Here is a 24,779-nt window from a genome sequence, read left to right as displayed (position 1 = left end):
GTCGATGCTCTAAACGCATATGTTTGATGTTCTTATCAATAGATGGTTTGAGTATAGCCACTCTGACGTAACTTGGGCTGAATTCAATCGGATAGTCATTTGGTCGCAGCCTTAGTCTGGTTTATCATGTGCAGCGAAATTTCTGCTTCGACCACTCAAAAACCCACTATCAAGACGAGCAATGGGCCATGGCGATTAGCCTGAAGTACATTTGGACCACAGTTGCAGTGCTTTTGCTGCTGCTTCTTCAGTATCGCCTGTGGTTTGATGACAGCGGTGTTGTGGCGAGTAACGAGCTACGACAGCTAACCGATACTATGGAGAGTAATAATCTTCATCAGCAGCAAGTGAATCGCGATCTCATGGCTGAAGTTCACGACCTAAAAACCGGTACTGCTCTGCTCGAAGAAACCGCCCGTGAAGACCTAGGTCTTATTCGCGATGGTGAGACCTTTATACTCTTCGTTGATCCCAAATAATGGCAGCTACCCGCTAATGTCACGTTATTGGCCAATCCTTCCAGCAGCGGGAGTTGGGCGTCGCATGATGGCGGATCGTCCAAAGCAGTATCTGCTACTGCAACAGCGCTTCTTACTCGACCATACTTTAGAATGCATGCTCAGCTACCCTGATTTTGAGCAGGTAGTGATGGTGTTATCGGAAGATGACCCTTACTGGCCACAAAGTGATTTTGCGAATGATCCCCGTATTCTTCGTGCGAATGGTGGTGCTGAGCGCTGTCATTCTGTGTTGAATGGTTTGGCGGCGCTGGATGGGTTAGCGACTGACGATGATTGGGTGGTGGTGCATGATGTGGCTCGCCCCTGTTTACGCCACAGTGATCTCGACAAGTTATTTTCCGTATTGGTAGCTCCCGGTGCGATATTAGCGACACCGACTCGCGATACAATGAAGCGCGGGGTGATCGTCGATAGCAGTGGTAAAGTGCGCATAGACCATACCGTTGATCGAGTGCAGCTTTGGCACGCGCTAACGCCACAAGTATTTCGCTATGCTGAATTACGTGATGCATTAACAACTTGTTTAGCGCAGGGCTATGAAGTGACGGATGAGGCCTCAGCTATGGAATACTGTCAGCAATTTCCGTTACTGGTGGAAGGTCGAGCCGATAATATCAAGGTCACGCGTCCAGAAGATTTGGCGCTGGCTGAATTGTTTTTAACCCAAGATAGATAAATTCGCTTAGGAGTGTGTATGCGTATTGGTCATGGTTTTGATGTTCATGCGTTTGAAGACGGCGACTTTATTACATTGGGTGGGGTACAGATTCCGCATAGTCATGGATTAAAGGCTCACTCCGATGGTGACGTTGCCTTACATGCTTTAGCGGATGCGTTATTAGGCGCAGCGGCTCTGGGTGATATAGGCAAGCATTTCCCGGATACCGAAGAGCAGTGGGCTGGTGCTGATAGTCGCGGCTTACTGCGGCATGTGGTTAGCCTGATTGATAACAAAGGCTACCGCGTAGGTAACGTTGATATCACTATTATTGCTCAAGCGCCGAAAATGGCGCCACACATTGAAGACATGCGCTCGGCGATTGCGGCTGATTTATGCGTACGTATCGACGACGTAAATGTTAAAGCGACAACTACAGAAAAGCTCGGCTATGTCGGGCGTAAAGAGGGCATTGCTGTGCATGCAGTGGCCTTACTACTGGACTCTCGGGTGCGTTAAACCCGAGCGTCAACACAGAGATTAATTGCAGTGACAGAAACTTTATTGCCTAGCTGGCCTAACGCCTATCCAGAAACCGGTGCACATGGCTGGCTGAAACTTGAGAATGCCGATTTTCGGGTTGATGAAATTCCTCAAGAAATCCCAGCAGGTGAAGGTGAGCACGTTTGGCTGCATATTGAAAAGGACGGCGCTAACACGGCATGGATTGCGGGCCGACTAGCCGAATTTGCCGGTGTGCGGGATATGGACGTTGGCTACGCGGGTATGAAAGATCGCAATGCGATTACGCGTCAGTGGTTCAGCTTATACCTACCACGCGTTCAAGAGCCGGATTTCTCTTCGCTAAATAACGAAGAGATGACCGTGCTAAGCCAAACCCGTCATGCACGAAAATTACGTCGCGGTGACTTACTTGGCAATCGTTTTACGCTGGTGGTGCGCAAGGTCGAAGGTGATCGTGCCTTACTTGAAGCTAACCTCGAAGCGATTAAAGAGCACGGTGTCCCCAATTATTTTGGTGAGCAACGTTTTGGTTATGGCGGTGGCAATATTGAATCGGGCCGCGCCATGCTGGCTGGCGATTTACGCGTTCGTAATCGTAATAAAAAAAGTATTTATCTATCCGCTGTAAGGTCACTCGTTTTCAACGACGTGCTGGCTGAACGCATTCGACTTGGCTTATGGGGTAAAACCTTAGCTGGTGATTTGTTGGATGATACGGGTGCGGTTACTGGCCCTTTATGGGGACGTGGGCGTTTAACCTCCACCGAGGAAGCGCTGGCACTAGAAACCTCGATTGCTCAGCAGCACGCGGATCTCTGCGATGGTATGGAACATGCGGGTTTAAACCAAGAGCGTCGTGCGCTTTCGGCAAAACCCGATGGTATGCGCTGGGAATGGCATGACAATGATCACGGTACTGTTGATTTAACACTCACCTTTTCGTTGGCTGCCGGTTATTATGCGACCTCTCTTATTCGAGAGCTCATGCAAGTGGATGAGCCAGAAAGAAGATCGTTCGATGAACCGAGTCCTGACTCCGCAGAATCATGAGTAAATTTTATAAGCAGGTTTGCCAATGACATTGATGCTAGCGAATGATGATGGCGTTCACGCATTAGGTTTACGAACGCTAGCCGACGCCTTGACGGCAATCGGCCATGAAGTGTGCGTGGTTGCACCTGATCGCGATCGTAGCGGCGCGAGTAACTCGCTAACGCTTGATCGTCCGCTTCATCCGGTTCATCTCGAAAATGGCTTTATTAGCTTAAATGGTACGCCAACCGATTGCGTTCATTTGGGCGTGAATACTTTCTTTGTTGATCGCTGCGAGCGGGTTATTTCGGGTATCAATAGCGGTGCTAATTTAGGCGATGACGTCTTATATTCGGGTACGGTTGCTGCGGCGATGGAAGGACGTTTTTTAGCGAAAACGCCGATTGCAGTGTCATTAACCGGCCGCACCCACTTTGCGACAGCAGCGCGTGTATTGATCGAGCTACTGCCGAAATTAGAAAGCCTAGCGTTACCGACGAATTCGATTATTAACATCAATGTACCTGATCGTCTTTACGACGATTTGAACGGTATTGAAGTTACTCGTTTGGGTCACCGCTTAAGTTCTGATAACCCAGTATTAACCACCAATCCACGTGGTAAAGAATGCTATTGGATCTCTGCGGCAGGAGCGGCTGCTGATGCAGGGCCAGGCACAGATTTTTACGCCATTGAACAAGGACGTGTATCCATCACCCCGATTCAAATGGATATGACACTGCACAGTGCCATCGACACATTGAGTACGCAGTTGCGTTAATAGGAATAGGCGTGAACGAACAGCAGTTAACAGGTATTGGTATGACGTCGCAGCGCACGCGCAATCGCTTGGTTCAGCGTTTGCGTGATGCCGGCATTCAAAGCGAAGCTGTACTGAGTGTGATTGCGACGACACCGCGACATCTTTTTGTTGATGAAGCCTTGGCCCATCGAGCTTACGAAGATACAGCTTTGCCCATTGGCAATAATCAAACCATTAGCCAACCATATACCGTTGCTCGCATGACCGAAGTCTTGCTGGCGGCAGGGCCGTTAAATCGAGTGTTAGAAATCGGTACTGGCTCGGGTTATCAAACGGCGGTACTCAGCCCCTTAGTTAAGCAGCTTTATAGTGTCGAGCGCATCGAGCCTTTGCACTTACGTGCAGTGGAGCGTTTGCAGAGGTTAGGATACGACAACGTACGATTGTCTATGTCTGACGGCACTTGGGGTTGGCCCGAACATGGCCCTTACGACGGTATATTGGCTGCTGCTGCGCCAGAAGAAGTGCCAGAGTCATTACTTGAGCAATTAGTGGACGGCGGACGTTTGGTATTACCGGTTGGTGGTGCAGAGCAAAAGCTAGTATTGATTACTCGTCATGGCGACCATTTTTCGCGTAAATCGTTAGAGCCAGTGCGATTCGTGCCCTTTTTGCCGGGTGTGCAGCGTTAGTTTTTATTCAATTGCTAGGACGCGCTTTTGCGTCCTTTTTTACGCCTAGTTAAATCGATGTAATAGAGGAGTGTCACGGAGTGAACATGTCAGCGGTATGGTTATTTTTAAAAGGTGTCGCGATGGGCGCTGCGGATGTTGTACCAGGAGTGTCTGGTGGCACCATCGCTTTTATTACAGGTATTTATGGCGAGTTACTCGATTCGATTCGCAGTATTAATCTTAATGCACTAAAGACATTATTTCGCGACGGCCCTCAAGCCGCATGGAAAGCCATCAACGGCACATTTTTACTGACATTAGGAAGTGGTATTTTATTAGCGCTGGTGTCACTGGCTCGCGTTCTACACCATTTATTACTCCATTATCCCGTTTTACTGTGGGCATTTTTCTTTGGATTGATCATTGCGTCATGCTGGCATATGGGTAAAACCATCGCGCAATGGCGCTGGCAAGAGTTGCTTGCGCTTGTCAGCGGTGCAGTAATTGCGGCATTTATCAGCTTGGCTTCGCCAACGTCGATAGAACCAACCACGCTAATTATCTTTGGGGCGGGCAGTATTGCCATCTGCGCCATGATTTTACCGGGGATTTCAGGTAGTTTTATTCTTCTACTGATGGGCTTATACGAACCTGTTTTGGGCGCTGTTCGCTCTGGAGATATCGTTCTTCTGGGTACGTTTGCTGCGGGCGCTGGGCTAGGCCTTATGTTGTTTTCAAGAGTGTTGAGTTGGCTACTGCACCACTACGAACACACATTAATGGCATTACTGACGGGATTTATGGCGGGATCTTTGGTCAAAGTGTGGCCTTGGAAAGAAACCATTAGCACGCGAGTGAACAGTAAAGGTGAAATTATCCCCTTTATTCAGCAAAATAGTTTGCCTGTTGTCGATGATATGTTCGCGGTGGCAGTGGTTTTGATGGTGATTGGAGCGCTTGTTGTGCTCATTATGGAGCGAGTAGCGGTCTCTCATAAATAACAAAGAGGACATTAAGCTCAGCACAAGATCACCAAAGCGGCCACCTCGATGGCCGCTTTTTTTGTTACACCCTAGTAAGTTCCTGTATACAGTGACTAATATGAAAAAATTCCTATATTTTTTAGATTGTTTAGGAATAAGTAATTAATTTTAAAGTTCAAAAAGTTAGTTTTTGACATAACTTTTCAACATTGTAAAAAACCGTCATTTTGCAGTGTCAAAAAACAACCACATACGGACAACCATGAAACTAGCGGCCACTGTCATATTAGTCACATTAGTAACACTCGTCTCAGGGTGCCTTTCTAGTCGCGAATTTGTCTCAGTTGAAGAGAAGTTCAATAAAGGAGAAAGGGCGTCAGGTTTCCATCAGGTTCGCCGTGGTGACACACTGTTTTCCATTGCGTGGCGTTATGGATTGGACTATAGGGAGTTGGCGAGTGCTAACTCCATCTCTAGCCCTTATGTTATCTACCCTGGTCAAAAAATTGACATCTCGTATCCACCATCTCAAGTACGTCAAGGCGTCGTCGCAAGCGTCGAAAAACCGTCAAAAGTACCATCGGTCAAGGAAAGTGCGTCTAAACCTAACACTCAAAAAAGTCATAACGCGCCGGTTTTGCCGCCATCTAATGCGGAAACTGACTGGAAATGGCCGACAAATGGACGTCTGATTGGTTACTTTTCAGCCAAAAAGCCGGTGAGCAAGGGGATTGATATCGCCGGTTCTTTGGGTGAATCTGTGTTGGCAGCAGCGGCCGGATCCGTGGTTTATGCGGGAACCGGATTACGCGGTTATGGCAACTTAGTAATCATTCGACACAACGAAAAATTCCTAAGTGCTTATGCCCACGCTAGCCGCATTGTGGTTCGAGAGAACGAAAGTGTTAAAGCGGGGCAAAAAATTGCCGAAATAGGATCTACTGGTACCGACAAAGTGAAACTTCACTTTGAGATCCGAGAAAACGGCAAGCCGGTTGATCCGCTGAAATTCCTCCCCAAAACGGGTGGGGGCAGTGGATGAAAGTTAATCAATCGTTCTGGTACAAAATCTGTTTCGGTTCAGATTCAGGGCGATAACAATAAAGGCGGGAATGAACATGGCAGTACAACAACGGGAAATTCGTGAAGAAGACGTTTTCGATGATGTCGAAGCGATCGATGAGCAGATTGAAGAGGCAGCAGACGTTGAAGAGGTAGAAGAACGTTTTGCCGCTGACACTTCGCACAAAGCTCTTGATGCTACTCAGTTGTATCTCAATGAGATTGGGTTCTCGCCTTTGCTCTCAGCAGAAGAGGAAGTGCATTACGCTCGTTTAGCCCGTAAGGGTGACGAGATGGGCCGCCGTCGTATGATTGAGAGTAACCTACGACTGGTGGTGAAGATTTCACGCCGTTATGTAAACCGTGGGTTGTCGCTGCTAGATTTGATCGAAGAAGGCAATCTAGGCTTGATTCGCGCCGTGGAGAAGTTTGATCCGGAGCGTGGCTTCCGTTTCTCGACTTACGCTACTTGGTGGATTCGTCAAACGATTGAACGTGCCATTATGAATCAAACGCGTACTATCCGTTTGCCGATTCATGTGGTGAAAGAATTAAACGTATATCTACGTGCTGCTCGCGAGCTGACTCAAAAGTTGGATCACGAACCGACTGCTGAAGAAATTGCAGCCTTGCTAGAGAAGCCGGTAGAAGACGTAAAACGCATGCTTAAGTTAAATGAGCGTGTGACATCTGTAGACACTCCTTTAGGTCCCAATTCTGACAAGTCGATTTTAGATACCATCGCTGATGATCGTGTATCGGATCCTGGTGAAGAGTTACAACGCCAAGATATCCAATCGAACTTGGATCAGTGGATCGAAGAATTACCAGAAAAACAGCGTGAAGTCCTATCCCGTCGTTTTGGCTTGCGCGGTTATGAAACCAGCACCCTTGAAGATGTGGGCCGTGAGATTGGTTTGACGCGTGAGCGTGTACGTCAGATCCAAGTTGAAGCCCTGAAGCGTTTACGTGAAATCATGGAAAAACAAGGTCTGAACGCCATGACCCTGTTCGGTGAAGCGTAAGCAATTCGTAGTAAACATTCCTGATTAAATAAAAAACCCAGCAATTGCTGGGTTTTTTATTGGCCGCTAGTAAATACTAGCAGCGGAGCTAGCTCTCGATGAATTAGAACGGAATATCGTCGTCAAAATCATCAAAGTTATTGCTTGGCTGTGGCGCTTGAGCTGGCTGCTGATAACCACCTGGTGCCGGACGACCTTGCGGTGCGGCTTGCGGATGAGCGGGTTGCTGGTAGCCACTATGCTGTGGTGCTGCTTGTTGTGGCGCATACTGTGGAGCCTGTTGAGGAGCACGTTGCGGCGCTTGTTGTGGTGCGTGCTGAGGCGCTTGCATTGGTTGTTGGTAACCACCACCTTGCGGTGCATTCATACCTCCCATGCCGCCCATTGCTGCCGCTGCGTTACCTGCCATTGCCGGAGCGGAAGACATGCCGTCGCCGCGACCATCTAGCATCATCATATCGTTGGCAACAATTTCGGTGGTGTAGCGTTTTACGCCGTCTTTTTCCCACTCGCGAGTACGTAACTTACCTTCGAAATACGCTTTTGAGCCTTTCTTCAGATATTGCTGAATGATTTCGGCCAACTTTCCGTAAACGGTAATACGATGCCATTCAGTGGCTTCAACTTTTTGACCAGTTTGCTTATCGGTATAGCTTTCGTCGGTAGCCAGATTGACGTTGGCCACGGCATTGCCATTCGGCATGTAACGAACTTCTGGGTCACGACCCAGAGTACCAATAAGTGTCACTTTATTAACGCTGCGACCCATGATTATCTCCTGTGGAATGAATTATGGCAGAGGCCTGATTACGATCGAAGACGTCTGCGCTCACTTTTAAATAGACGGCGCACTCATCCGCTAGATGAAGTACTTCAGAAACGCCGGGTAATGACATTAAGCTGGCGAGCTGGAGCTCAGAACAGTTGCCGTCGGTCGTCAGGCGGACACTGGTTAGATGCTGCGGTGCCGAGGACTGTCCAATGACGATCGCCCAAAGTACCACCAAGACCCCTAGTCCGACAAATAATACGTTAACGCCATAGTTCTGTAGAACCCATCCACCAAGGCTTCCGCCGACGAACGCGCCCATAAACTGCATACTGGAATAAATGCCCATTGCACTGCCTTTTGCGCCGGCTGGTGCTATCTTGCTCAGCCAAGATGGCAAGCTGGCTTCCATCAAATTAAAGCCCCAGAAATAGAGCAACAATAGGCCAATCCAATGCCATAGTTGGTGTGCTTGGCTCATACCGATTAAGGCAGCGGCGATAATAAGGGCCGCAATGAGTACTACGTTTTTCATTTGCCGTTTCTTCTCGGCAATGATGATCAGAGGCACCATCAAAACAAAGGCAACGCCTAAAACTGGAAGGTAGAGCCAGCTATGATGATCTGGAGTCAGTCCTGATAGGGTTAGCTGACCTGGAATTGCTACAAAAATGGCGACCATCAGAGCGTGTAGTAGGAAAATCCCGAGATTTAGAGGCCACAAACGTAAGTTACGCAATTGTTTGCCTACTTCGGCCATGACCGCGGTTGCATCGCGATGAGGTTGGGCTGGTGGATTAGGAATAACCCATAGCGTTACGAGTAGGCCACCGATGGCCAGTGCCGCGGTTAGGCCAAATATCAAACTTAAGCCGCCCATGCCAGCGAGCCATGGACCGAGAATTAAAGCGACTGAAAATGATAAGCCGATGCTGGCGCCAATAGAAGCCATCGCTTTCATGCGATGCTCTTCACGCGTTAAGTCGGTTACCAAGGCCATGATCGCACTTGCAATCGCGCCACAGCCTTGAAGTGCTCGACCAAAGATGACGCCGTATACCGAATCAGCGCTGGCCGCGATAATGCTGCCTAATGCAAATATGACTAAGCCGCCAATGATCACAGGTTTACGACCGATACGGTCAGATAATGCGCCTGCTGGGATTTGCAGCAAGGCTTGGGTTAGTCCATAAACTCCCATCGCTAAGCCTAGTAGTTGCGGGGTTGCACCTGATAACGACTGGCCATGAATCATCATAACCGGTAGAACCATAAATAAGCCGAGCATGCGTAGTGCATACAAGGAAGCTAATGAGGCGACGGCACGTTGTTCGGTGCGAGTGGTGGCAGACATATTCATTGCTTGCTGTATTGTCCGAGTATCGTCAAAAAGGGCGACAGTTTAGCAGTATTGTCTGCGCTTGATTAGATCATGCGCCAGATAGATTTGATTTCGACCAGTTAAACTGACGATATGGCGTAAATAGATCAGAAAATAAATTACACACGGTTACAAAAATAAGAAAAAAAATAGTAAGTAGAGTGGCATTTTAAGCCGGAATGCGTACACTCAAGACAGGGCTTAATAAGCCTTCATGGATGAAAAAAAGACATAAAGGAGCTATGTTATGAGTAAATCAATTGATGTCGCCGATCGTCGCGTAATCTTGTTTGGCCAACAAAATCTGCAAAATTCCATTCTTATCGGATTTATTCATCAGCGCACTCGCGTCGATTGCCAATTGGTGAGCGTACCTGAGTGGCGTGGTGAGTGGACCGGCAACGCCGGTCAAACTCTTGCGCTTATCGATGCCGACAGTGCTCGCACTGATCGAATTCAGGAGTTACTTGAGCAAGTGCATGATCAAGAGGCTGATATCTCGGTCGCTTTCTTTAATACCAGTCGTAATCATCCTGTTGAACGCATGATAGTTTGGCCTATGGTTAATGGCTTGTTCTACCGCGAAACTTCGCAGCAACAACTGAGCAAAGGTATTCTTGGGATTTTCGACGGAGAATACTGGTTGCCTCGTCATTTGATGGCGCAGTACTTAGAACGCAATCGCCATAAGCCAAAGCGGTTAACCGCATTCAATGGCTTGTTAACCAAACGCGAGAAGCAAATTCTGCAACTTACCGCTACCGGTGCGACCAATACTGAGATTGCGACGTCGTTGAGCGTCAGTATGCACACAGTAAAAACACACATCTATAACTTGTTTAAAAAGATCGGCGTGACCAATCGCATTCAAGCGGTGAACTGGGCGCAAGAGAATATGGATGAGTTGTTGCACGAGAGTATTGAATAAGCGGCTGAACCTGCGCCTCGCTTGCTCTACAATGGTGGCTTTCTTCTCATAAGCAGTGATCGCCATCTATGGATAAGATTCAGGTTCGCGGGGCCCGCACCCATAACCTTAAAAACATTGATATTGATATACCACGAGATCAGCTAGTCGTGATCACGGGCCTTAGTGGTTCGGGTAAATCATCGTTGGCGTTTGATACACTCTACGCAGAAGGCCAGCGTCGTTACGTTGAATCACTTTCAACGTATGCTCGCCAGTTTTTATCTATGATGGAAAAGCCTGATGTCGATTTGATCGAAGGCTTATCTCCAGCCATTTCGATTGAACAAAAGTCTACGTCGCACAACCCGCGTTCTACTGTGGGGACTGTGACAGAGATCTACGATTATCTACGATTATTGTTTGCTCGCGTCGGCATTCCACGCTGTCCAGATCACGATGTTCCCTTAGAAGCGCAAACCGTCAGTCAGATGGTTGATGCTATTGTCGCTTTGCCTGAAGACAGCAAGCGAATGATCTTGGCGCCCGTTATTCGCGATCGCAAAGGCGAGCACGTCCACGTTTTTGAAAGTTTACGTGCACAGGGATTTATACGCGTGCGTATCGACGGCACGGTATGCGATTTGGATGATACTCCTGACCTTGATAAACGTCGTAAGCATACGATTGAAGTCGTGGTTGATCGCTTCAAAGTTAAAGATGGCATTCAGCAGCGCTTGTCAGAGTCGATCGAAACTTGCTTAGAGTTAAGCGGTGGCTTGGTCATTGTGGCCTCTATGGATGATGAAAAAGCAGAGCCACTATTATTTTCATCGCAGTTCTCCTGTCCTCATTGTGGCTACAGCCTGTCGGAACTAGAACCGCGTTTGTTCTCGTTCAACAATCCTGCGGGCGCTTGTCAGAGTTGCGATGGTTTAGGGGTTAAGCAGTATTTTGATCCCGAATTAATCGTTCACAACGATAGCCTAACGATTGCAGAAGGCGCGATTCGTGGTTGGGATCGTCGCAGCATTTATTATTTCCAGATGCTAACGTCAGTTGCAGAGCATTATGGTTTCGATCTCAATCAAGCATTTGCCGATTTATCATCGGAACAGCAGTCTCTGCTATTAAATGGTACTGGCGAAGATGATGTTAAGTTCGTTTATGTGAATTCGCGCGGCGATCGGATGACGAAAGAGCACCCATTTGAAGGGGTTTTGCCGAATCTTGAGCGTCGCTATCGCGAAACGGATTCACAAATGGTGCGTGAAGAGCTAGCCAAATACTTAAGCGTGCAGCCTTGTCCTGTATGTGACGGTTCGCGTTTGCGTCGTGAAGCACGTAACGTCTTTATTGGCGACAAAACGATTCATGCTTGTACTTCATTGCCTATTGAAGATGCCTATAAGTATTTTTCTGGCCTGACCTTGGATGGCCACCGCGGAGAGATCGCGGAAAAAATTGTTAAAGAAATTCGCCAGCGTTTGCAGTTCTTAGTGAATGTGGGTTTAGAGTATTTAACCTTAAATCGTAGCTCCGATACCTTATCGGGTGGCGAAGCTCAGCGTATTCGTTTGGCCTCACAAATTGGCGCAGGTTTAGTTGGTGTTATGTATATTCTTGATGAACCATCTATCGGTTTGCATCAACGGGATAATGATCGCCTACTTAAAACCTTGTTTCATCTTCGCGATCTTGGCAATACCGTTATCGTTGTTGAGCACGACGAGGACGCCATCCGCAGTGCGGACTATTTAATCGATATTGGCCCTGGTGCTGGGGTCCATGGTGGGCAGATTATTTCGCAAGGTTTACCGAACGATGTGATTAATGATCCCGCGTCAGTAACAGGACAGTTTTTATCGGGTAAACGCCGAATTGAAGTGCCGAAAAAGCGTACTGAATTCGATCCGAAAAAAGTGCTTAAATTAACCGGCGCTCGTGGCAATAATTTAAATAATGTTGATTTAACCATTCCACTAGGTGTGATGACCTGTGTGACGGGTGTTTCTGGTTCAGGTAAGTCGACACTTATTAATCGTACTCTATACCCGTTGGCGGCGACGGCGCTCAACGGTGCTACGACATTAAAAGCAGCGGAATATGATGAAGTAACGGGATTAAACAAACTCGATAAAGTGGTCGATATTGATCAGTCGCCTATTGGTCGTACTCCTCGTTCTAATCCTGCAACCTATACTGGCATATTTACTCCAGTACGTGATTTATTCGCTGGTACACAAGAGGCGCGGTCACGTGGCTACAAGGCTGGACGTTTTTCTTTCAACGTCAAAGGTGGTCGTTGTGAAGCTTGCCAAGGTGATGGTGTTATTAAAGTGGAAATGCACTTCTTGGCTGACATCTACGTGCCTTGCGATGTCTGTAAAGGTAAGCGTTATAATCGCGAAACGTTAGATATTCGTTATAAAGGTAAGAATATCCACGAAGTTTTGGATATGACAGTTGAAGATGCCCGCGATTACTTTGAAGCGATTCCAGCGGTCTCGCGCAAGCTGCAAACTCTAATGGATGTCGGTTTGAGCTACATAAAATTAGGTCAGGCCGCGACGACTTTATCTGGTGGTGAAGCTCAGCGGGTTAAATTAGCGAAAGAATTATCTAAACGTGATACCGGTAGTACCTTGTATATTTTGGACGAGCCAACCACGGGTTTACATTTTCATGATATTGAGCAACTGCTGGTGGTTTTGCATCGATTGCGTGATCACGGCAATACGGTTGTGGTCATCGAACATAACTTGGATGTTATTAAAACTGCAGACTGGATTATCGATCTTGGCCCTGAAGGTGGCTCGAAAGGTGGCTATATTGTCGCTGAAGGAACACCGGAAGATGTGGTTAAAGTAAAAGAATCGCACACAGGTCATTTCTTAAAGCCGTTGCTAAAACAGCGGTAATTAAAGGCTTTCGCCGCCGTTTAGCATAGGTAAATGTTTACCCAGGGATGGTTGTGTTGCAAAAATAAATTTTAAAATAAAAACGCCGAACAAATCGGCGTTTTTATTTGAATATATTTACTTAAAAACTATAAATTACTTTTACAGAACTATCGACAGCCGAGCTGTCAATATAACCAATGAGATTGGGATTGTTGGCTACCAGTGCTTTTACATCTGCATCGCCACCGCTTTCTTTTGGCGGTGTACCTTTGCCAGTAAAAATCAAGCGAGACCAATACGCTTTTAGCTGACTTGAACTTTTACCCAGTACCTTTTCGTTAAAACTTTCGCGCGCCACCGCGCCCTCAGTTTGATCGACGGGAATCGCTTGATTGCCATCCGGGAAGTTTGAAGTTTTACCTAAAAATATTCGTGATAAGGTATCTGTATCAATAGTGGTATTGGAATTTTTAGCGCTTACGATAACAGCGACTTCAGCATAGGTATTCGTCCCTAAAAATACACAAAGACACAGTAAGAAACGAGCTATTAAATTAAATTGCATCATATTTCTCCTTAAAATACTAAGTCAATTGCTGCTGAGTACAACATACCCGATTCACCATCGGTGCCTTGAACGGTTTTTTCATCTTGGTATTGAAGTTCAAACTTAAAGGCTGTACCTGTGTCGTAATCATAGCGCGCGCCCAATATGTAGGCTTGTTTATGTAATTGAGCCATCTTTTTTAAGTTTTTTTGGATGGCATCACCTTCGATTAAATCACGTTTTGATGTGTATGTGGCATGCACGGTTGTGGTTCCAAACCGTTTTGCACCGGTTAGCAAGAAGGCATTATCGTCTAAAACGGATTCAGTTTCTTGGCGTAATGCGGTGTATTCGGCCACAAAAGCATATTCACCGTTATCCCAAGTGCCAGCAGCTCCCATGAACTGTGCAGTTTGTCCTGAGATATCAAAGTCATCGCCTCGGCCATACGAGGTTGCTGCCGCCAGTAAAGAGTCTAGAGTTCTACTGCCCGCAGGATCTAAATCAGCATAAAGATCAGTACGATGGTACGACAGGCGCGTACCAAAATTACCACGGTTAAGATTTAATACGATCCCGCTGATGTTTTTAGCTTCAAACTCATACTTTTCGTCACCAATGGTATACGGAGCATTAACACGGCCAAAATAGGTTTGCACTGAGCCGTCGGTCGATCCCATGCTAAAACGATGAGTAACATCAATCCCATTCACGGAAGAGAATGCGTCTAAACGATAGACTTCTTCCGGCGGCCGCACCCAGTTATAAGCATAGCCTACTTCCAGAAAGTCAGAATAATAAAAGAATGGCGTACGTAGACGGCCAACGCGGACGTCGGTGTCATTATTGATTGCGTAAGAAATGTATGCCCAAGTTGCATTGGTATCATATTCTTCACTGCCTCGTGATACTAACTGAGTCGTTGCTGATGTTGTTTCATTGATTTGTTTACTGATTTGCAATGCAATGACGGTGTCGGTAGAGAAGTTTGCATCGGTATCAAACCCAGATACAGCGATATCATCTGTAGATAACATACCTACGCCGACAGACATAAAACCGTTGATGCGTAAATCATCGTCACTAGCGGAAGCCTGAGCGGAAGCCAGTACGGCTACTGCTAACAATGTGGGCTTAATTCTAAGCATGGACCTTATCCTTACTATGTTTAGTTGGTTCTTACTGAGATTAGTCAACAACTAAGGGAGGTCAAATCGTGATTGTCATATTTTTTTAATAAATAAAGAAATAAATGGGTGTCATGGATTTTATTTAGACATTTTCAGCCATGGAGGTGATGTGTGTGATTTGGCGCTGAATTAATGATTCATTTTTGTCAGGTAGTTTTTTTAACCAATAGGTACTTTGTTCACGACCGTGTAGATCAGACGCAATAGGGCCTTCGTGCCATTCAATACCTAAATTATTGTCGATATGTTCGGCTAGAGTGTGGCTCACTAAAATTCGCTCACTTTCGCTCTGGCTGGCAAGGTGAGACGCCCAATGAACGGTGTCGCCAATTAGGTTGCATTGGGTGTGGTTATCTTCTTGCAGTGGTGCCATTAATACCGGCCCCCAATGTGCCGCTATATGGAATTCGAGTGCCAGTAGCGGACTATCATGCTCGCGTAAATAATTGACCAATCCAGAAAATAAGCGTGCAGCATATAAACAATGTAGGGAGGCATTGCGATCGTTATTGGGTATACCAAACATCATCACCACGCCATCGCCAAGATAGCGGTCCACTTTACCGTTATAGAGCTTCGCCGCTTGGCTGAGCAGTCGGTGATATTGGTTAAGTGTTTGGGTTAATTCAGAGGCACTGAGGCGATTTTGCAAAATCTCGAGATCTTGGATTTCAATAAATAGCAGGGCAGCATCGTAATATTTAAGTGGATCAGGGTAGGGCGAGTCGCTGTTCGACATAAACTGACCTAGTGCTACATCCATTGCGCGCTTTTGGCTCTCACGGCGTGCGATTTTTTCTAGAGTTAGATGTAAGGCTAAGTTATCAGCATCACGAGGTTTCGTTGGTAGCGTTAGATCTTCTCCTTGTTGCCACAGCAGCATCTGTTGCTGTAAACGACGAGTATAATATGAGTGCCGTTCGCCAAACTGATAGGCGATTAGCGCACCAAGTAAGGCCAATACACTGCTAGCGATTAAGCCAATCGAAAAGTAACGTTGCGAAAGTTGAGTTGCGGTAGCTGTGTTAGCAAAGCTAATAATCAAACCAATGTTTTTTGCATCTTGCAGAACCGGAACGGATATTTTTTGACTGCCTGTTTGCTCTTGTCCGCGTTCGGCGAGAATTTGTTGCTCTGTATCTAAAACACGAATGCCATCAATTGCATTGCCACTGTCCCAGTCATTTAGAGTCAAATTCAAACTAATACGGTCTTGACGTAACAGGCTCGGCGTCAAGGCGACGCTGAGTTGTCTCAGTTGCCTCGTGCTGTCGTCAATGCTGGTAGTGCGCAGTTGCGAGCTCAGGTGACTATATGTGAGGCCACAGACGAGCAAGCCGGTAGCTAAGATCATTAGGGCTGCAGTGAGGCCGATAATCTGACTGGTGTTCAGTTTTTGTTGACGTAAGCGTCTTAACAGCATGATACGACCTAAAGAATCGAAGATTTCCATAACTTTAATGGTATTATATGCGCCGCCTGCAGTAACGCCAGCGCCCAACGGGCAAACTTGAGCGGTGTTACACGATATAAACGGTTAATTTGTATGGGGAAACACCATGAGTGATGTGAAGCAGTCTCTTCAAGATAAACTTCAGCAACTGGAAAAAGGCCTGTTCCTGATGAGTCTTGACCGCGTACGTGCACTGTCTGTGCATGAGACAGTCGAGCTGATCGAAGATTTGCGTGCCGTAGTGGCCGCTGCAAAAGCAGATGCCAACAAGCTGTAATAGTTAACAATCGAGATTGATACAGGTGAAGTCCGTGACGGAATTGGTTCTAATCCGTGTGACTGGGGCCGATAAGCCCGGGTTAACCTCAAGCATCAGTGCCATATTGGCGCAGTATGATGTAACGATTCTCGATATTGGTCAGGCCGAAATCCACGACACCTTGTCGCTCGGTATTTTGGCCGCCATCCCTTCCCGGGCTGAATCAGCACCGGTGTTGAAGGATGTATTGTTTAAGGTGCACGAGCTAGGGTTAGACGTTAGCTTTGCACCAGTAACCCCTGAAAGTTACGATCAATGGGTATCTGGCCAAGGTAAGGCGCGTCATATCATTACCTTGTTAGCCCGAGCTATCGAAGCTGAGGCTATTTCGCGTATTACCGCGATTGTTGCCGAGCACGGTTTAAACATCGATCAAATTAACCGCCTGTCTGGGCGTGTTCCATTAGATAAGCGTTCTGAAACGACTCGGGCATGCGTTGAGTTCTCAGTGCGTGGTGTCGCAGATCAGAAAGCCATGCGCGCGCAATTTCTAGAAGTTGCCAATGACCTTGGTGTTGATATCGCCTTCCAAGAAGACGATGTTTATCGTCGTACCCGCCGCTTGGTGTGTTTCGACATGGACTCAACGTTGATTGAAACAGAAGTAATCGATGAATTAGCACATGCCGCTGGTGTCGGTGAGCAAGTGGCAGAGATTACTGAGCGGGCGATGCAAGGTGAGTTAGATTTCACCGAGAGCTTTCAGCAGCGCGTTGCATTGCTGAAAGGTTTGAGTGGCGACGTTTTGCAAGGTATTGCTGAGCGTTTACCGGTGACCGAAGGTGCTGAGCGTTTGATCAGTAACTTAAAAGCCTTAGGTTATAAAACTGCGATTTTATCGGGCGGATTCAACTATTTTGGCCACTATTTACAGCAAAAATTAGGTATTGATTACGTCTTTGCCAACGAGCTGGAAATGGAAGGTAATGTTGTCACTGGGCGAGTCACTGGACGCGTTGTCGACGGTCAGCGCAAAGCTGAGCTACTGCGCGAGCTGGCCGAACGTGAAGGAATCCGCTTAGAGCAGACGATTGCCGTTGGTGATGGTGCTAATGATTTGCCAATGCTTAGTATTGCCGGTTTGGGTATTGCATTCCGTGCTAAGCCTCTTGTACGTGAAAATGCTAAACATGCAATTTCTACCTTGGGCCTAGACGGGATTTTATACCTGTTGGGTTATCACGACCGCGATATTAATTGATCACTCAATGACTAAGCTTCTGTAGTCAGAGGCTTAGTCATTATTCTCTATTCGGCTGTTGAAGCCTCATCACTGAAGTCGTACGTCATACCTGCTTGCGGGCCTTGTACGTAGTAGCCTTGAATGAAATGCACACCCATCTGCCAGATGGATGAAACTGATGCTGCGCTTTCGACGAGCGGCACAATGCTGATCTTTCCGGCAGAGTGAATGTCCGCTAGCAGTGCTTTAAGTTGTTTTTGTGCGCCTGAATTTTGCGCTAACTCTTGAGTGAAGGAACCATCGACTTTTACATAATCAACGTCGATATGCTCAAGAGTTTGCATTGGTACTAAAGCGCAACCAAAGCGACTAATCGCAGTCAGCATGCCGTGGCGACGTACGCCGTAAGCGAAGCGTTTCGCTTGGGCTAAGTGCTGGCCAGCATCATCCTCATTGAATTGGAATATGACGGATCCAGAAGCCAAACCTGCGGCTTTCATCGCCACGACTATCCAGTTAGCCAAAGTATCATCACGCAATGATGCTGCGGATATATTGATAAATACTCGGGTTTTATGCCCTTTGCGATGATGCTCGGAGAGTAATTTTGTGGTGTGAATAATGACCCAACGGTCGATTTTACGTTTTAGTTCATCACTGATGTGTGGTGTGTTGAGGAACTCGCCTGCTGAAATATCCTCACCGGAATTAGTCGGTAAGCGCAGCAAAGCTTCATAGTGCTCAAGGTCTTCACCACGTAAGCTAATCAGTGGCTGGAACAATAAGCGCAGGTGGTTTGCTTTTAGAGCCGAAGCTAACTGTTGCTCTAACTGTGGAGGTCCGGCTGGGGTCACATCTTCACGTAACATGAACAAGCTAACCCCATTGCCGTGTTCGTGTCCTGCTTGCTGGCGCACGGCATCCGCCGCAACGTGTGCTTGTTGCAGGGCGTCTTCAGGACTAGGGCTATTGCTGTTAATCAGTGTGATACCGATGCTGGTGGTGACTTGGACTGTTCGGTTGTCGACTTCGATTAGCCGTTCTGCAATGGCGTGACATAGTTCCTGCGACAGTTTTTGCGCAGCTTCTGGATTTGATATGGGCGTTAACCAACCGAATACGTCCTCGCCAATGCGAGCGACGACATCATCGTCGGTCATATATTCCTTTAAGCAGTTAGCAACCGCGCATACGACATCATCAGAATGTTGAATACCAATATCACGCTTCACTCGTCCAAAGCCGTCGACATTAATGTAAAGCAGAGCACTGCTTTCATTGAGCATGACGGCGCGGTCGATTACTGAGGCTAATCTATCGGCAAAATGAGGCTTATTATATAGACCTGTCATTATGTCGCGGATGCGCAGCTCATCAATTTCTGCTTCGAGTACTTCGTGTTTTTCTTCTTGTTGAATAAGGACCTGAGTGCACATTTCGTCGGCATACATTGCCGCACTGAATGTCATTCCCATAGGGAACTCTAGCCCGTTAGGGTCAATACCAGTAGTGTGTAGCTCGCTGTTGTTTAGCGGATCGGTCTGATAACTTTTTAAGAAGCTTTTGAAGGTCTTTTGTTCATTGCCTGCAACCATGTCCATAATGGGCATGCCTTCCAGCTCTTCGACAGAGTCATAGCCAAATAACTCTAGATAGGCTGTGTTAGCGTAGACATGCATGCCGTCGTACACATAGGCGATGGCATCTTTCGAACTTTCGAGCAGGTTTCTGCAGCGTTTTTCTGTTTCGCGTAAGCGCACCTGAAGGATGCGTAAGTCGCGACGACACATCAAATTATTAAGCTCGCGTTGAATCGTGAGCATGATGATATTACTTTCTTCAAACGGCACGACCGCCGCTGCACCGCGTTGTAAGGCTGTTTCTAATTGCATCGGATCGGCATCACGAGGAATCAAAATGAGCGGTAGATCTTTGTTCAGGCGCTGAATCTGGGTCAATAATTCTTCATAGGTGATACCGCAAGCACTTGGCTCTGCGACAACGATATCCCAGTTTTTTTCCTGAATCATTCCAGCAAAATCAGCGAGAGAGGTAATGCTTTGAGCACGGGTGGCACTGCCGCTGTTGCGGATCAAACTAACCAAACTTTCAGCATCATTTTGCGTGTTGGTTAGTAGCAACAAATGCAGTGTGTCGCGACTTAGTGCCATGAAAACCTCAGAATTCTAAAACGCCAATTATAGAGCTCGACCAGAAAAATAAAATGTCTGAAGTTGACAAAAATGGTCAGTAGGCAAATTAGAATTACAAAACCTCTCCAATGAGAGGCTATTTATTAGAGTTTATTCCAAATCGAGTCGAAATCGTCCTCGATCAATTCTGAACCCGCTTGACCAAAATTACCTGTATCCGATTTTCCCACACCCACTGAACGGAACTGAAATTGGCTAAAACTACTGGTCGAAGCTAAGCGGCGGGTCAGTTGAAAACGACCGCTCATTTCGGTGTGCAATAACTCGATTTTATTTCCTGTGCGAAATGGAATTCGAGGCAACAGCAGTGTTGCCGGTTGGGCGATCGCTTTAATTTCGGGTAATACTAGAGCGCGCATACGCGGGCCATTAGAGCCGGTTTTTTGCAGTAAGCGTGCAACACCGACCTCTGCTTTAGGTGCCAGTAGTTCAACACCTAACTGGGTGCCTTGATCGCGTAAGTGACGAATCCAACGAATAATGCCAACAGACCATAGCCTTACGCCGTTTTCTTGGATGCCGATAAGCTCACCCGCTTGGATGCTGGCTGGAATATCACCATGCCAATGTAAGCAGTACCCGCCAGGGCTAGTGTTAACCAAATCAACTTCATGGGCGTGATACTTACCGGGAACTGGTGCAGATACACTGGCTTGTTCACCTTTATGCTTATTGATAAATTCAATAGCATCTAAACTCATTCCCGCATTTTCTGGCATGCGTACACTGCCGGCATCAAACGCATCAGCCCAAACATCATCTTGCACAGGTCGGCCAGTATCAACAGTGTTGATCCCGCTATCACCATCCATAGCGCTTGGTTTCATGGTTAGGATCAGTTGTTCGAACTCACGCTGCCCAGCGGTAAAGTAATGCAGTGCAGACAAACCTATACACAGCCTCAGGTTGCCTTGCGATGACGCTCTACGGAAAGACCGTTGCCAATGAATTCCCCAAGACTGGATTGCATGGGACAGCAAGGTATCGCTGAGCTTCCCTGGGATAGTAATCGTGTGTTTATCGTTAGGGTTGGCTGCCCAATATTTTAATGCTTGAACCAGTTGTGTCGTGTTTAAGCTGCGGTAGGACGGCTTTTGCGCATCGCGTAAATGCTGACGGTACTGGCCTGGACGATCACGATGTAAGTTAATGATAAATAAAGCACTTTCATCGTCAGCTGCTGTTAAATCAACGTGCTCAGCCCACAACTCGCTTGCATCATAGAGCAATGCGAGATCTTGCTGGCGCAAGTTGTTTGGTTTTGCCGTTCCGAGCAAGTGAGCGCGCATGAATACATCTTTAATGGATGATTCTGATAAAAAGCGCGTTTCTGGGTTGTCCATGCGGTAATCCGCAAGCTTGTGCATTTCAGCTAATAAATACAGCTGATTTATCTCCAGCCACGCTCGTTCAGGGGGCTGACAATAAAGTTGAAATGCGCGAAGAATGGTTTGGCTTGTGTCGGTAATAGCGCGATGAATTGCCTGAGTTACAACTTTATTCGGCTTTTCGGTTGGCGCTAGTCTGGTAAGACTATGTGCTACAACCATTTTATAACCAGTTGCCAAGTGGCCTTGCAGTGCCTGACTTAAATTCGCAATTTTCAACTGCTTGTCATTTAACGAAATAGAAGACTGTAAAAAATGCTTATTAAGTAACTCACAAACTGAATATATGTACGGGCGTACTATTTCTAAAATTTGATAACGGAGTGCCGGAGCCACGTCGAATTGATTTAATTCGCGTATGGCCAGATACAACCGACGTGACGCTTCTCCTGTATTGGCCATAGGTAATTCTTTGGCCCACTTAGATACACCGTCAGCTGTTGCTGAGCAAAATGTCAGTTGGCTGATAGTTGTTGTCGGTATATGTAGTTTTATCGGCGTATTCGGGCTTTCCATGCGTTCCTGCTAATAAAAAATACTATTGATAGTTCTGTATAGACCCGATGGCGTGATTTTTCCACCCCAGCAACGCAATTTAAACGCGTATTTACAGTAAATGGAACATTGCACAGAAAGAAGGTGTGACCGACCCCCCAATATTGGCCTGTTATGGCGGACATATTGGTGACTTGTTGGCCTTTCCGGATAACTCTCTGACTAGCTTGGGTACCAAATATCCGGGCAGTCGTGCTAGCAGTTCTCGATATAACTGCTGAGCTTCATGCTCTGGAACGTCAAAATGGTGCGCCCCTTTTACTGGGTCAAGCAAGTGAAGGTAATAAGGTACGACATTAAATTCAAACAGTAGCTCACTTAAATCAGAAAGAACTATGAGTTTATCGTTAATATTTCGTAGTAAAACGGCTTGATTGAGAATCAGTACGCCTGCAAGTCGTAATTCTTTGAACCGATCGCGATGTAATTCAGACAGCTCACTTGGGTGATTGATATGCATTACTACTGAGGTGCTTAATCGAGAATCACCTAAACGCCTTATCAATTCTGCCGTTAAGCGCTGAGGGATAACAACTGGTAGACGAGAATGAATGCGCAGGCGTTTTACGTGAGGAATATTTTCTATTTCGACAATTAATTCGAATAACGCTGAATCTCGTAGCATTAGCGGATCCCCGCCACTTAAAATAACTTCGGTAATGCTTTTGTTTTGTCGCACATAGTCTAGTGCTTCTTTCCATTCTTCGCGGCTAATACGATTATCTTCGTAGGCGAAATGGCGACGAAAACAATAACGACAGTTGACCGCACAGCCAGAGGCTGCGAGAAGAAGCACGCGGCCATGATACTTGTGAATGATGCCGCGATTCACGTTGGCGTGTTTTTCCGCCAGCGGGTCGGTGATGTACCCATTAACGAGTTCAGTTTCTGCTGCGCGTGGTAGCACTTGTAGCAGGAGGGGATCATTAGGATCGCCAATCGTCATTTGCTGAAGAAAAGGCTCGGGCACTAAGATCGGAAAGTCGAGGGCTGCTCGTTGCTGCGCTGGCAGGTCTTCAGGACTGAGATTTAGGCGTTCTAGTAGCTCATTTAGATCTCGAATCGAACTCGATAGTATTCGGCGCCAGTCCTCCGGTTCGATTGAAGCGTCAGTTCGCGTTATGATACGCACCTTATTTTATATTCCTAAAGAAAGTGATTGGATATCTACATGGCAAATTATTCTACCAACGAATTCAAATCAGGTCTTAAAGTCATGCTAGACAATGAGCCCTGTTCGATTATCGAGAACGATTATGTGAAGCCAGGTAAGGGACAGGCCTTCAATCGCGTGAAGTTACGCAACTTACGCACTGGCCGTACCATTGATAAGACGTTCAAGTCGGGTGATTCGTTGGAAGGCGCGGATGTTATCGAGTTGGATATGGAATATCTCTATAACGATGGCGAGTTCTGGCACTTTATGGCAACTGATGGCTCGTTCGAGCAGCACGGCGCATCTGCCGAAGCTGTTGGTGACACGGTTAAGTGGTTGAAAGAACAAGAGAAATACGTGGTTGTGTTATACAACGGTGCGATTTTGACTGTTGCTCCACCAAACTTTATTGAGCTAGAAGTAACGGAAACCGATCCGGGTGTTAAAGGCGATACAGTGCAAGGTGTTTATAAGCCCGCAACGCTGTCAACCGGAGCTGTGGTTAAAGTGCCCTTGTTTATCAATATTGGTGAGATGCTGCGCATTGATACTCGTTCTGGCGAATACGTAAGCCGCGCTTAATTACAGGGTAACGATCAAGATGACGCTCTGGCAGCCATCCGCTTCGCGTACAGCGCTGTTAGCGCGTCAGTCACTCTACCAGACGATTCGTCGATATTTTGCCGAACAAGGCGTCTTAGAAGTTGATACGCCGATTTTAGGTCAGGCGCCTGTGTCAGATCCTAATATCGATGTGATGAGTATTGATCTTGTTCATACGGATACTCGGCGGTATCTACATACATCTCCAGAATACGCGATGAAACGCCTGTTATGTGCGGGCAGCGGCGATATTTATCAAATCTGTAAAGTGTTCCGTGCCGGAGAGGCAGGGCAGCGACATAATCCTGAATTTACTATGCTGGAATGGTATCGCCTTGGTTGGAGTCTTTCGCAGCTAATGGATGAGGTCGCTACGATTGTGCATCAATCTCTAGAAACTCGTTGGCCAAGGCTCCCGGTATTACACTTCAGTTATGCGGAAGCCATGCAACGCTTTGTTGATATTGATGTACATAGAGCAACCGACAGTGAGCTTGCTGTTATCGGCACGACTCTGGCGGGGCAGGATTTAGGACTAAGCCGCGATGGTTGGTTAGATATCATCATGAGTCATCAGGTTGAGCCTGCTTTGCCGTCGGATACACTCGTGTTTATTAACGATTTCCCAGCATCTCAAGCCGCCTTGGCGCAGGTAACGACAAATGTCGATGGCATCCCTGTGGCACAACGCTTCGAGCTATTCTTCAACGGCACGGAATTGGCTAATGGCTATTTTGAACTCACAGATCCTGCCGAGCAGCGCCAGCGTTTTCAGCAAGAGCGGGAGCGCGGCACGCTCGATTTGGAACGACCGTTAGACGAAAACCTATTAGCCGCTTTGGCCTCGGGTTTGCCTAGTTGTGTTGGTGTCGCAATGGGATTAGATCGCCTACTGATGCATCAACAGCAGGCGAGTGCAATTGCAGAAGTCCTGAGTTTTGATTGGACGCGCGCTTAAACTGCAATTGC

General features: G+C 46.9%; 23 protein-coding genes. 15 read left to right on the top strand and 8 right to left on the bottom strand.

Features of this window, described 5'->3' with window-relative positions; all coding sequences use genetic code 11:
• Positions 1 to 128: 128 nt before the first annotated feature.
• The 9 genes from TOL_RS14795 (at position 129) to rpoS (ending at position 7,243) form a co-directional block, all read left to right on the top strand.
• Complete coding sequence (locus TOL_RS14795; RefSeq protein ID WP_144055381.1) at positions 129 to 479, top strand: FtsB family cell division protein; 351 nt, start codon at positions 129 to 131, stop codon at positions 477 to 479.
• Between the two features lie 16 nt (positions 480 to 495).
• On the top strand, positions 496 to 1,197 hold the full coding sequence (ispD, locus tag TOL_RS14790; RefSeq protein WP_041588523.1) for a 2-C-methyl-D-erythritol 4-phosphate cytidylyltransferase: 702 nt from the start codon (positions 496 to 498) through the stop codon (positions 1,195 to 1,197).
• Between the two features lie 18 nt (positions 1,198 to 1,215).
• A complete protein-coding gene (gene ispF / locus TOL_RS14785; RefSeq protein ID WP_015488169.1) occupies positions 1,216 to 1,698 on the top strand; it encodes a 2-C-methyl-D-erythritol 2,4-cyclodiphosphate synthase in 483 nt (160 codons plus the stop codon).
• Positions 1,699 to 1,728: 30 nt separating this feature from the next.
• The gene (gene truD / locus TOL_RS14780) at positions 1,729 to 2,754 is read left to right on the top strand and encodes a tRNA pseudouridine(13) synthase TruD (RefSeq protein ID WP_015488168.1); all 1,026 of its coding nucleotides are present in this window, start codon (positions 1,729 to 1,731) and stop codon (positions 2,752 to 2,754) included.
• Positions 2,755 to 2,779: 25 nt separating this feature from the next.
• Positions 2,780 to 3,517 carry a 5'/3'-nucleotidase SurE gene (gene surE, locus TOL_RS14775; protein WP_015488167.1) on the top strand — a complete coding sequence of 246 codons (738 nt, stop codon included), beginning with the start codon at positions 2,780 to 2,782 and terminating at the stop codon, positions 3,515 to 3,517.
• A 41-nt stretch (positions 3,518 to 3,558) separates the two neighbouring features.
• On the top strand, positions 3,559 to 4,191 hold the full coding sequence (locus TOL_RS14770) for a protein-L-isoaspartate(D-aspartate) O-methyltransferase (protein ID WP_041589061.1): 633 nt from the start codon (positions 3,559 to 3,561) through the stop codon (positions 4,189 to 4,191).
• Positions 4,192 to 4,277: 86 nt separating this feature from the next.
• Positions 4,278 to 5,174, top strand: a complete 897-nt coding sequence (locus TOL_RS14765) for a DUF368 domain-containing protein (protein ID WP_041588522.1) — start codon at positions 4,278 to 4,280, stop codon at positions 5,172 to 5,174.
• A 244-nt stretch (positions 5,175 to 5,418) separates the two neighbouring features.
• Positions 5,419 to 6,198, top strand: coding sequence for a peptidoglycan DD-metalloendopeptidase family protein (locus TOL_RS14760; protein WP_015488164.1), 780 nt, complete (start codon positions 5,419 to 5,421; stop codon positions 6,196 to 6,198).
• A 76-nt stretch (positions 6,199 to 6,274) separates the two neighbouring features.
• The gene (gene rpoS / locus TOL_RS14755; protein ID WP_015488163.1) at positions 6,275 to 7,243 is read left to right on the top strand and encodes an RNA polymerase sigma factor RpoS; all 969 of its coding nucleotides are present in this window, start codon (positions 6,275 to 6,277) and stop codon (positions 7,241 to 7,243) included.
• Between the two features lie 103 nt (positions 7,244 to 7,346).
• On the opposite strand, the gene ssb is transcribed toward rpoS, so the two are convergent.
• Both ssb and TOL_RS14745 read right to left on the bottom strand, forming a co-directional pair.
• A complete protein-coding gene (gene ssb, locus TOL_RS14750; RefSeq protein WP_015488162.1) occupies positions 7,347 to 8,012 on the bottom strand; it encodes a single-stranded DNA-binding protein in 666 nt (221 codons plus the stop codon).
• Complete coding sequence (locus tag TOL_RS14745) at positions 7,996 to 9,366, bottom strand: MFS transporter (protein WP_025264686.1); 1,371 nt, start codon at positions 9,364 to 9,366, stop codon at positions 7,996 to 7,998. The genes ssb and TOL_RS14745 overlap by 17 nt, the downstream gene beginning before the upstream one ends.
• Positions 9,367 to 9,640: 274 nt before the next feature.
• Here TOL_RS14745 and TOL_RS14740 point away from each other — a divergent pair, with 274 nt between their 5' ends.
• Both TOL_RS14740 and uvrA read left to right on the top strand, forming a co-directional pair.
• Complete coding sequence (locus tag TOL_RS14740) at positions 9,641 to 10,321, top strand: LuxR C-terminal-related transcriptional regulator (protein ID WP_015488160.1); 681 nt, start codon at positions 9,641 to 9,643, stop codon at positions 10,319 to 10,321.
• A 68-nt stretch (positions 10,322 to 10,389) separates the two neighbouring features.
• Positions 10,390 to 13,221 carry an excinuclease ABC subunit UvrA gene (gene uvrA / locus TOL_RS14735; RefSeq protein ID WP_015488159.1) on the top strand — a complete coding sequence of 944 codons (2,832 nt, stop codon included), beginning with the start codon at positions 10,390 to 10,392 and terminating at the stop codon, positions 13,219 to 13,221.
• Positions 13,222 to 13,342: 121 nt separating this feature from the next.
• Here the strand turns inward: uvrA and TOL_RS14730 are convergent, their stop codons facing one another.
• From TOL_RS14730 to TOL_RS14720, 3 genes are all read right to left on the bottom strand, one after another.
• Positions 13,343 to 13,771 (bottom strand): type 2 periplasmic-binding domain-containing protein, encoded by a 429-nt coding sequence (locus TOL_RS14730; protein ID WP_197537895.1) that lies wholly within the window; start codon positions 13,769 to 13,771, stop codon positions 13,343 to 13,345.
• Positions 13,772 to 13,779: 8 nt separating this feature from the next.
• Positions 13,780 to 14,898: a hypothetical protein gene (locus TOL_RS14725; RefSeq protein WP_015488157.1), complete on the bottom strand. Its 1,119-nt coding sequence runs from the start codon at positions 14,896 to 14,898 to the stop codon at positions 13,780 to 13,782.
• Positions 14,899 to 15,022: 124 nt separating this feature from the next.
• The gene (locus TOL_RS14720; protein ID WP_158505929.1) at positions 15,023 to 16,363 is read right to left on the bottom strand and encodes an adenylate/guanylate cyclase domain-containing protein; all 1,341 of its coding nucleotides are present in this window, start codon (positions 16,361 to 16,363) and stop codon (positions 15,023 to 15,025) included.
• A 136-nt stretch (positions 16,364 to 16,499) separates the two neighbouring features.
• On the opposite strand from TOL_RS14720, the gene TOL_RS19100 reads away from it, so the two are divergent.
• Together TOL_RS19100 and serB are read left to right on the top strand one after the other, a co-directional pair.
• Positions 16,500 to 16,670: a hypothetical protein gene (locus TOL_RS19100; protein WP_015488155.1), complete on the top strand. Its 171-nt coding sequence runs from the start codon at positions 16,500 to 16,502 to the stop codon at positions 16,668 to 16,670.
• A gap of 34 nt (positions 16,671 to 16,704) precedes the next feature.
• Complete coding sequence (serB, locus tag TOL_RS14715; protein WP_015488154.1) at positions 16,705 to 17,913, top strand: phosphoserine phosphatase SerB; 1,209 nt, start codon at positions 16,705 to 16,707, stop codon at positions 17,911 to 17,913.
• A gap of 47 nt (positions 17,914 to 17,960) precedes the next feature.
• On the opposite strand, the gene TOL_RS14710 is transcribed toward serB, so the two are convergent.
• From TOL_RS14710 to epmB, 3 genes are all read right to left on the bottom strand, one after another.
• Entirely contained in the window at positions 17,961 to 20,066 is a 2,106-nt protein-coding gene (locus TOL_RS14710; RefSeq protein ID WP_015488153.1) for an EAL domain-containing protein, read from the bottom strand.
• Positions 20,067 to 20,191: 125 nt separating this feature from the next.
• Entirely contained in the window at positions 20,192 to 22,012 is a 1,821-nt protein-coding gene (locus tag TOL_RS14705) for a hypothetical protein (protein WP_015488152.1), read from the bottom strand.
• Between the two features lie 151 nt (positions 22,013 to 22,163).
• Positions 22,164 to 23,183, bottom strand: coding sequence for an EF-P beta-lysylation protein EpmB (gene epmB, locus TOL_RS14700; protein ID WP_015488151.1), 1,020 nt, complete (start codon positions 23,181 to 23,183; stop codon positions 22,164 to 22,166).
• Positions 23,184 to 23,222: 39 nt separating this feature from the next.
• Here epmB and efp point away from each other — a divergent pair, with 39 nt between their 5' ends.
• Together efp and epmA are read left to right on the top strand one after the other, a co-directional pair.
• Positions 23,223 to 23,789 (top strand): elongation factor P, encoded by a 567-nt coding sequence (gene efp / locus TOL_RS14695; RefSeq protein WP_015488150.1) that lies wholly within the window; start codon positions 23,223 to 23,225, stop codon positions 23,787 to 23,789.
• Between the two features lie 19 nt (positions 23,790 to 23,808).
• Positions 23,809 to 24,768 (top strand): EF-P lysine aminoacylase EpmA, encoded by a 960-nt coding sequence (epmA, locus tag TOL_RS14690; protein ID WP_015488149.1) that lies wholly within the window; start codon positions 23,809 to 23,811, stop codon positions 24,766 to 24,768.
• Positions 24,769 to 24,779 lie beyond the last annotated feature (11 nt).

It is taken from the genome of Thalassolituus oleivorans MIL-1, from assembly GCF_000355675.1.
GTDB lineage: Bacteria > Pseudomonadota > Gammaproteobacteria > Pseudomonadales > Oceanobacteraceae > Thalassolituus > Thalassolituus oleivorans.
The sequence above is the reverse complement of the archived record's forward strand: the minus strand, read 5'-3'. Positions and strand labels throughout refer to the sequence as shown.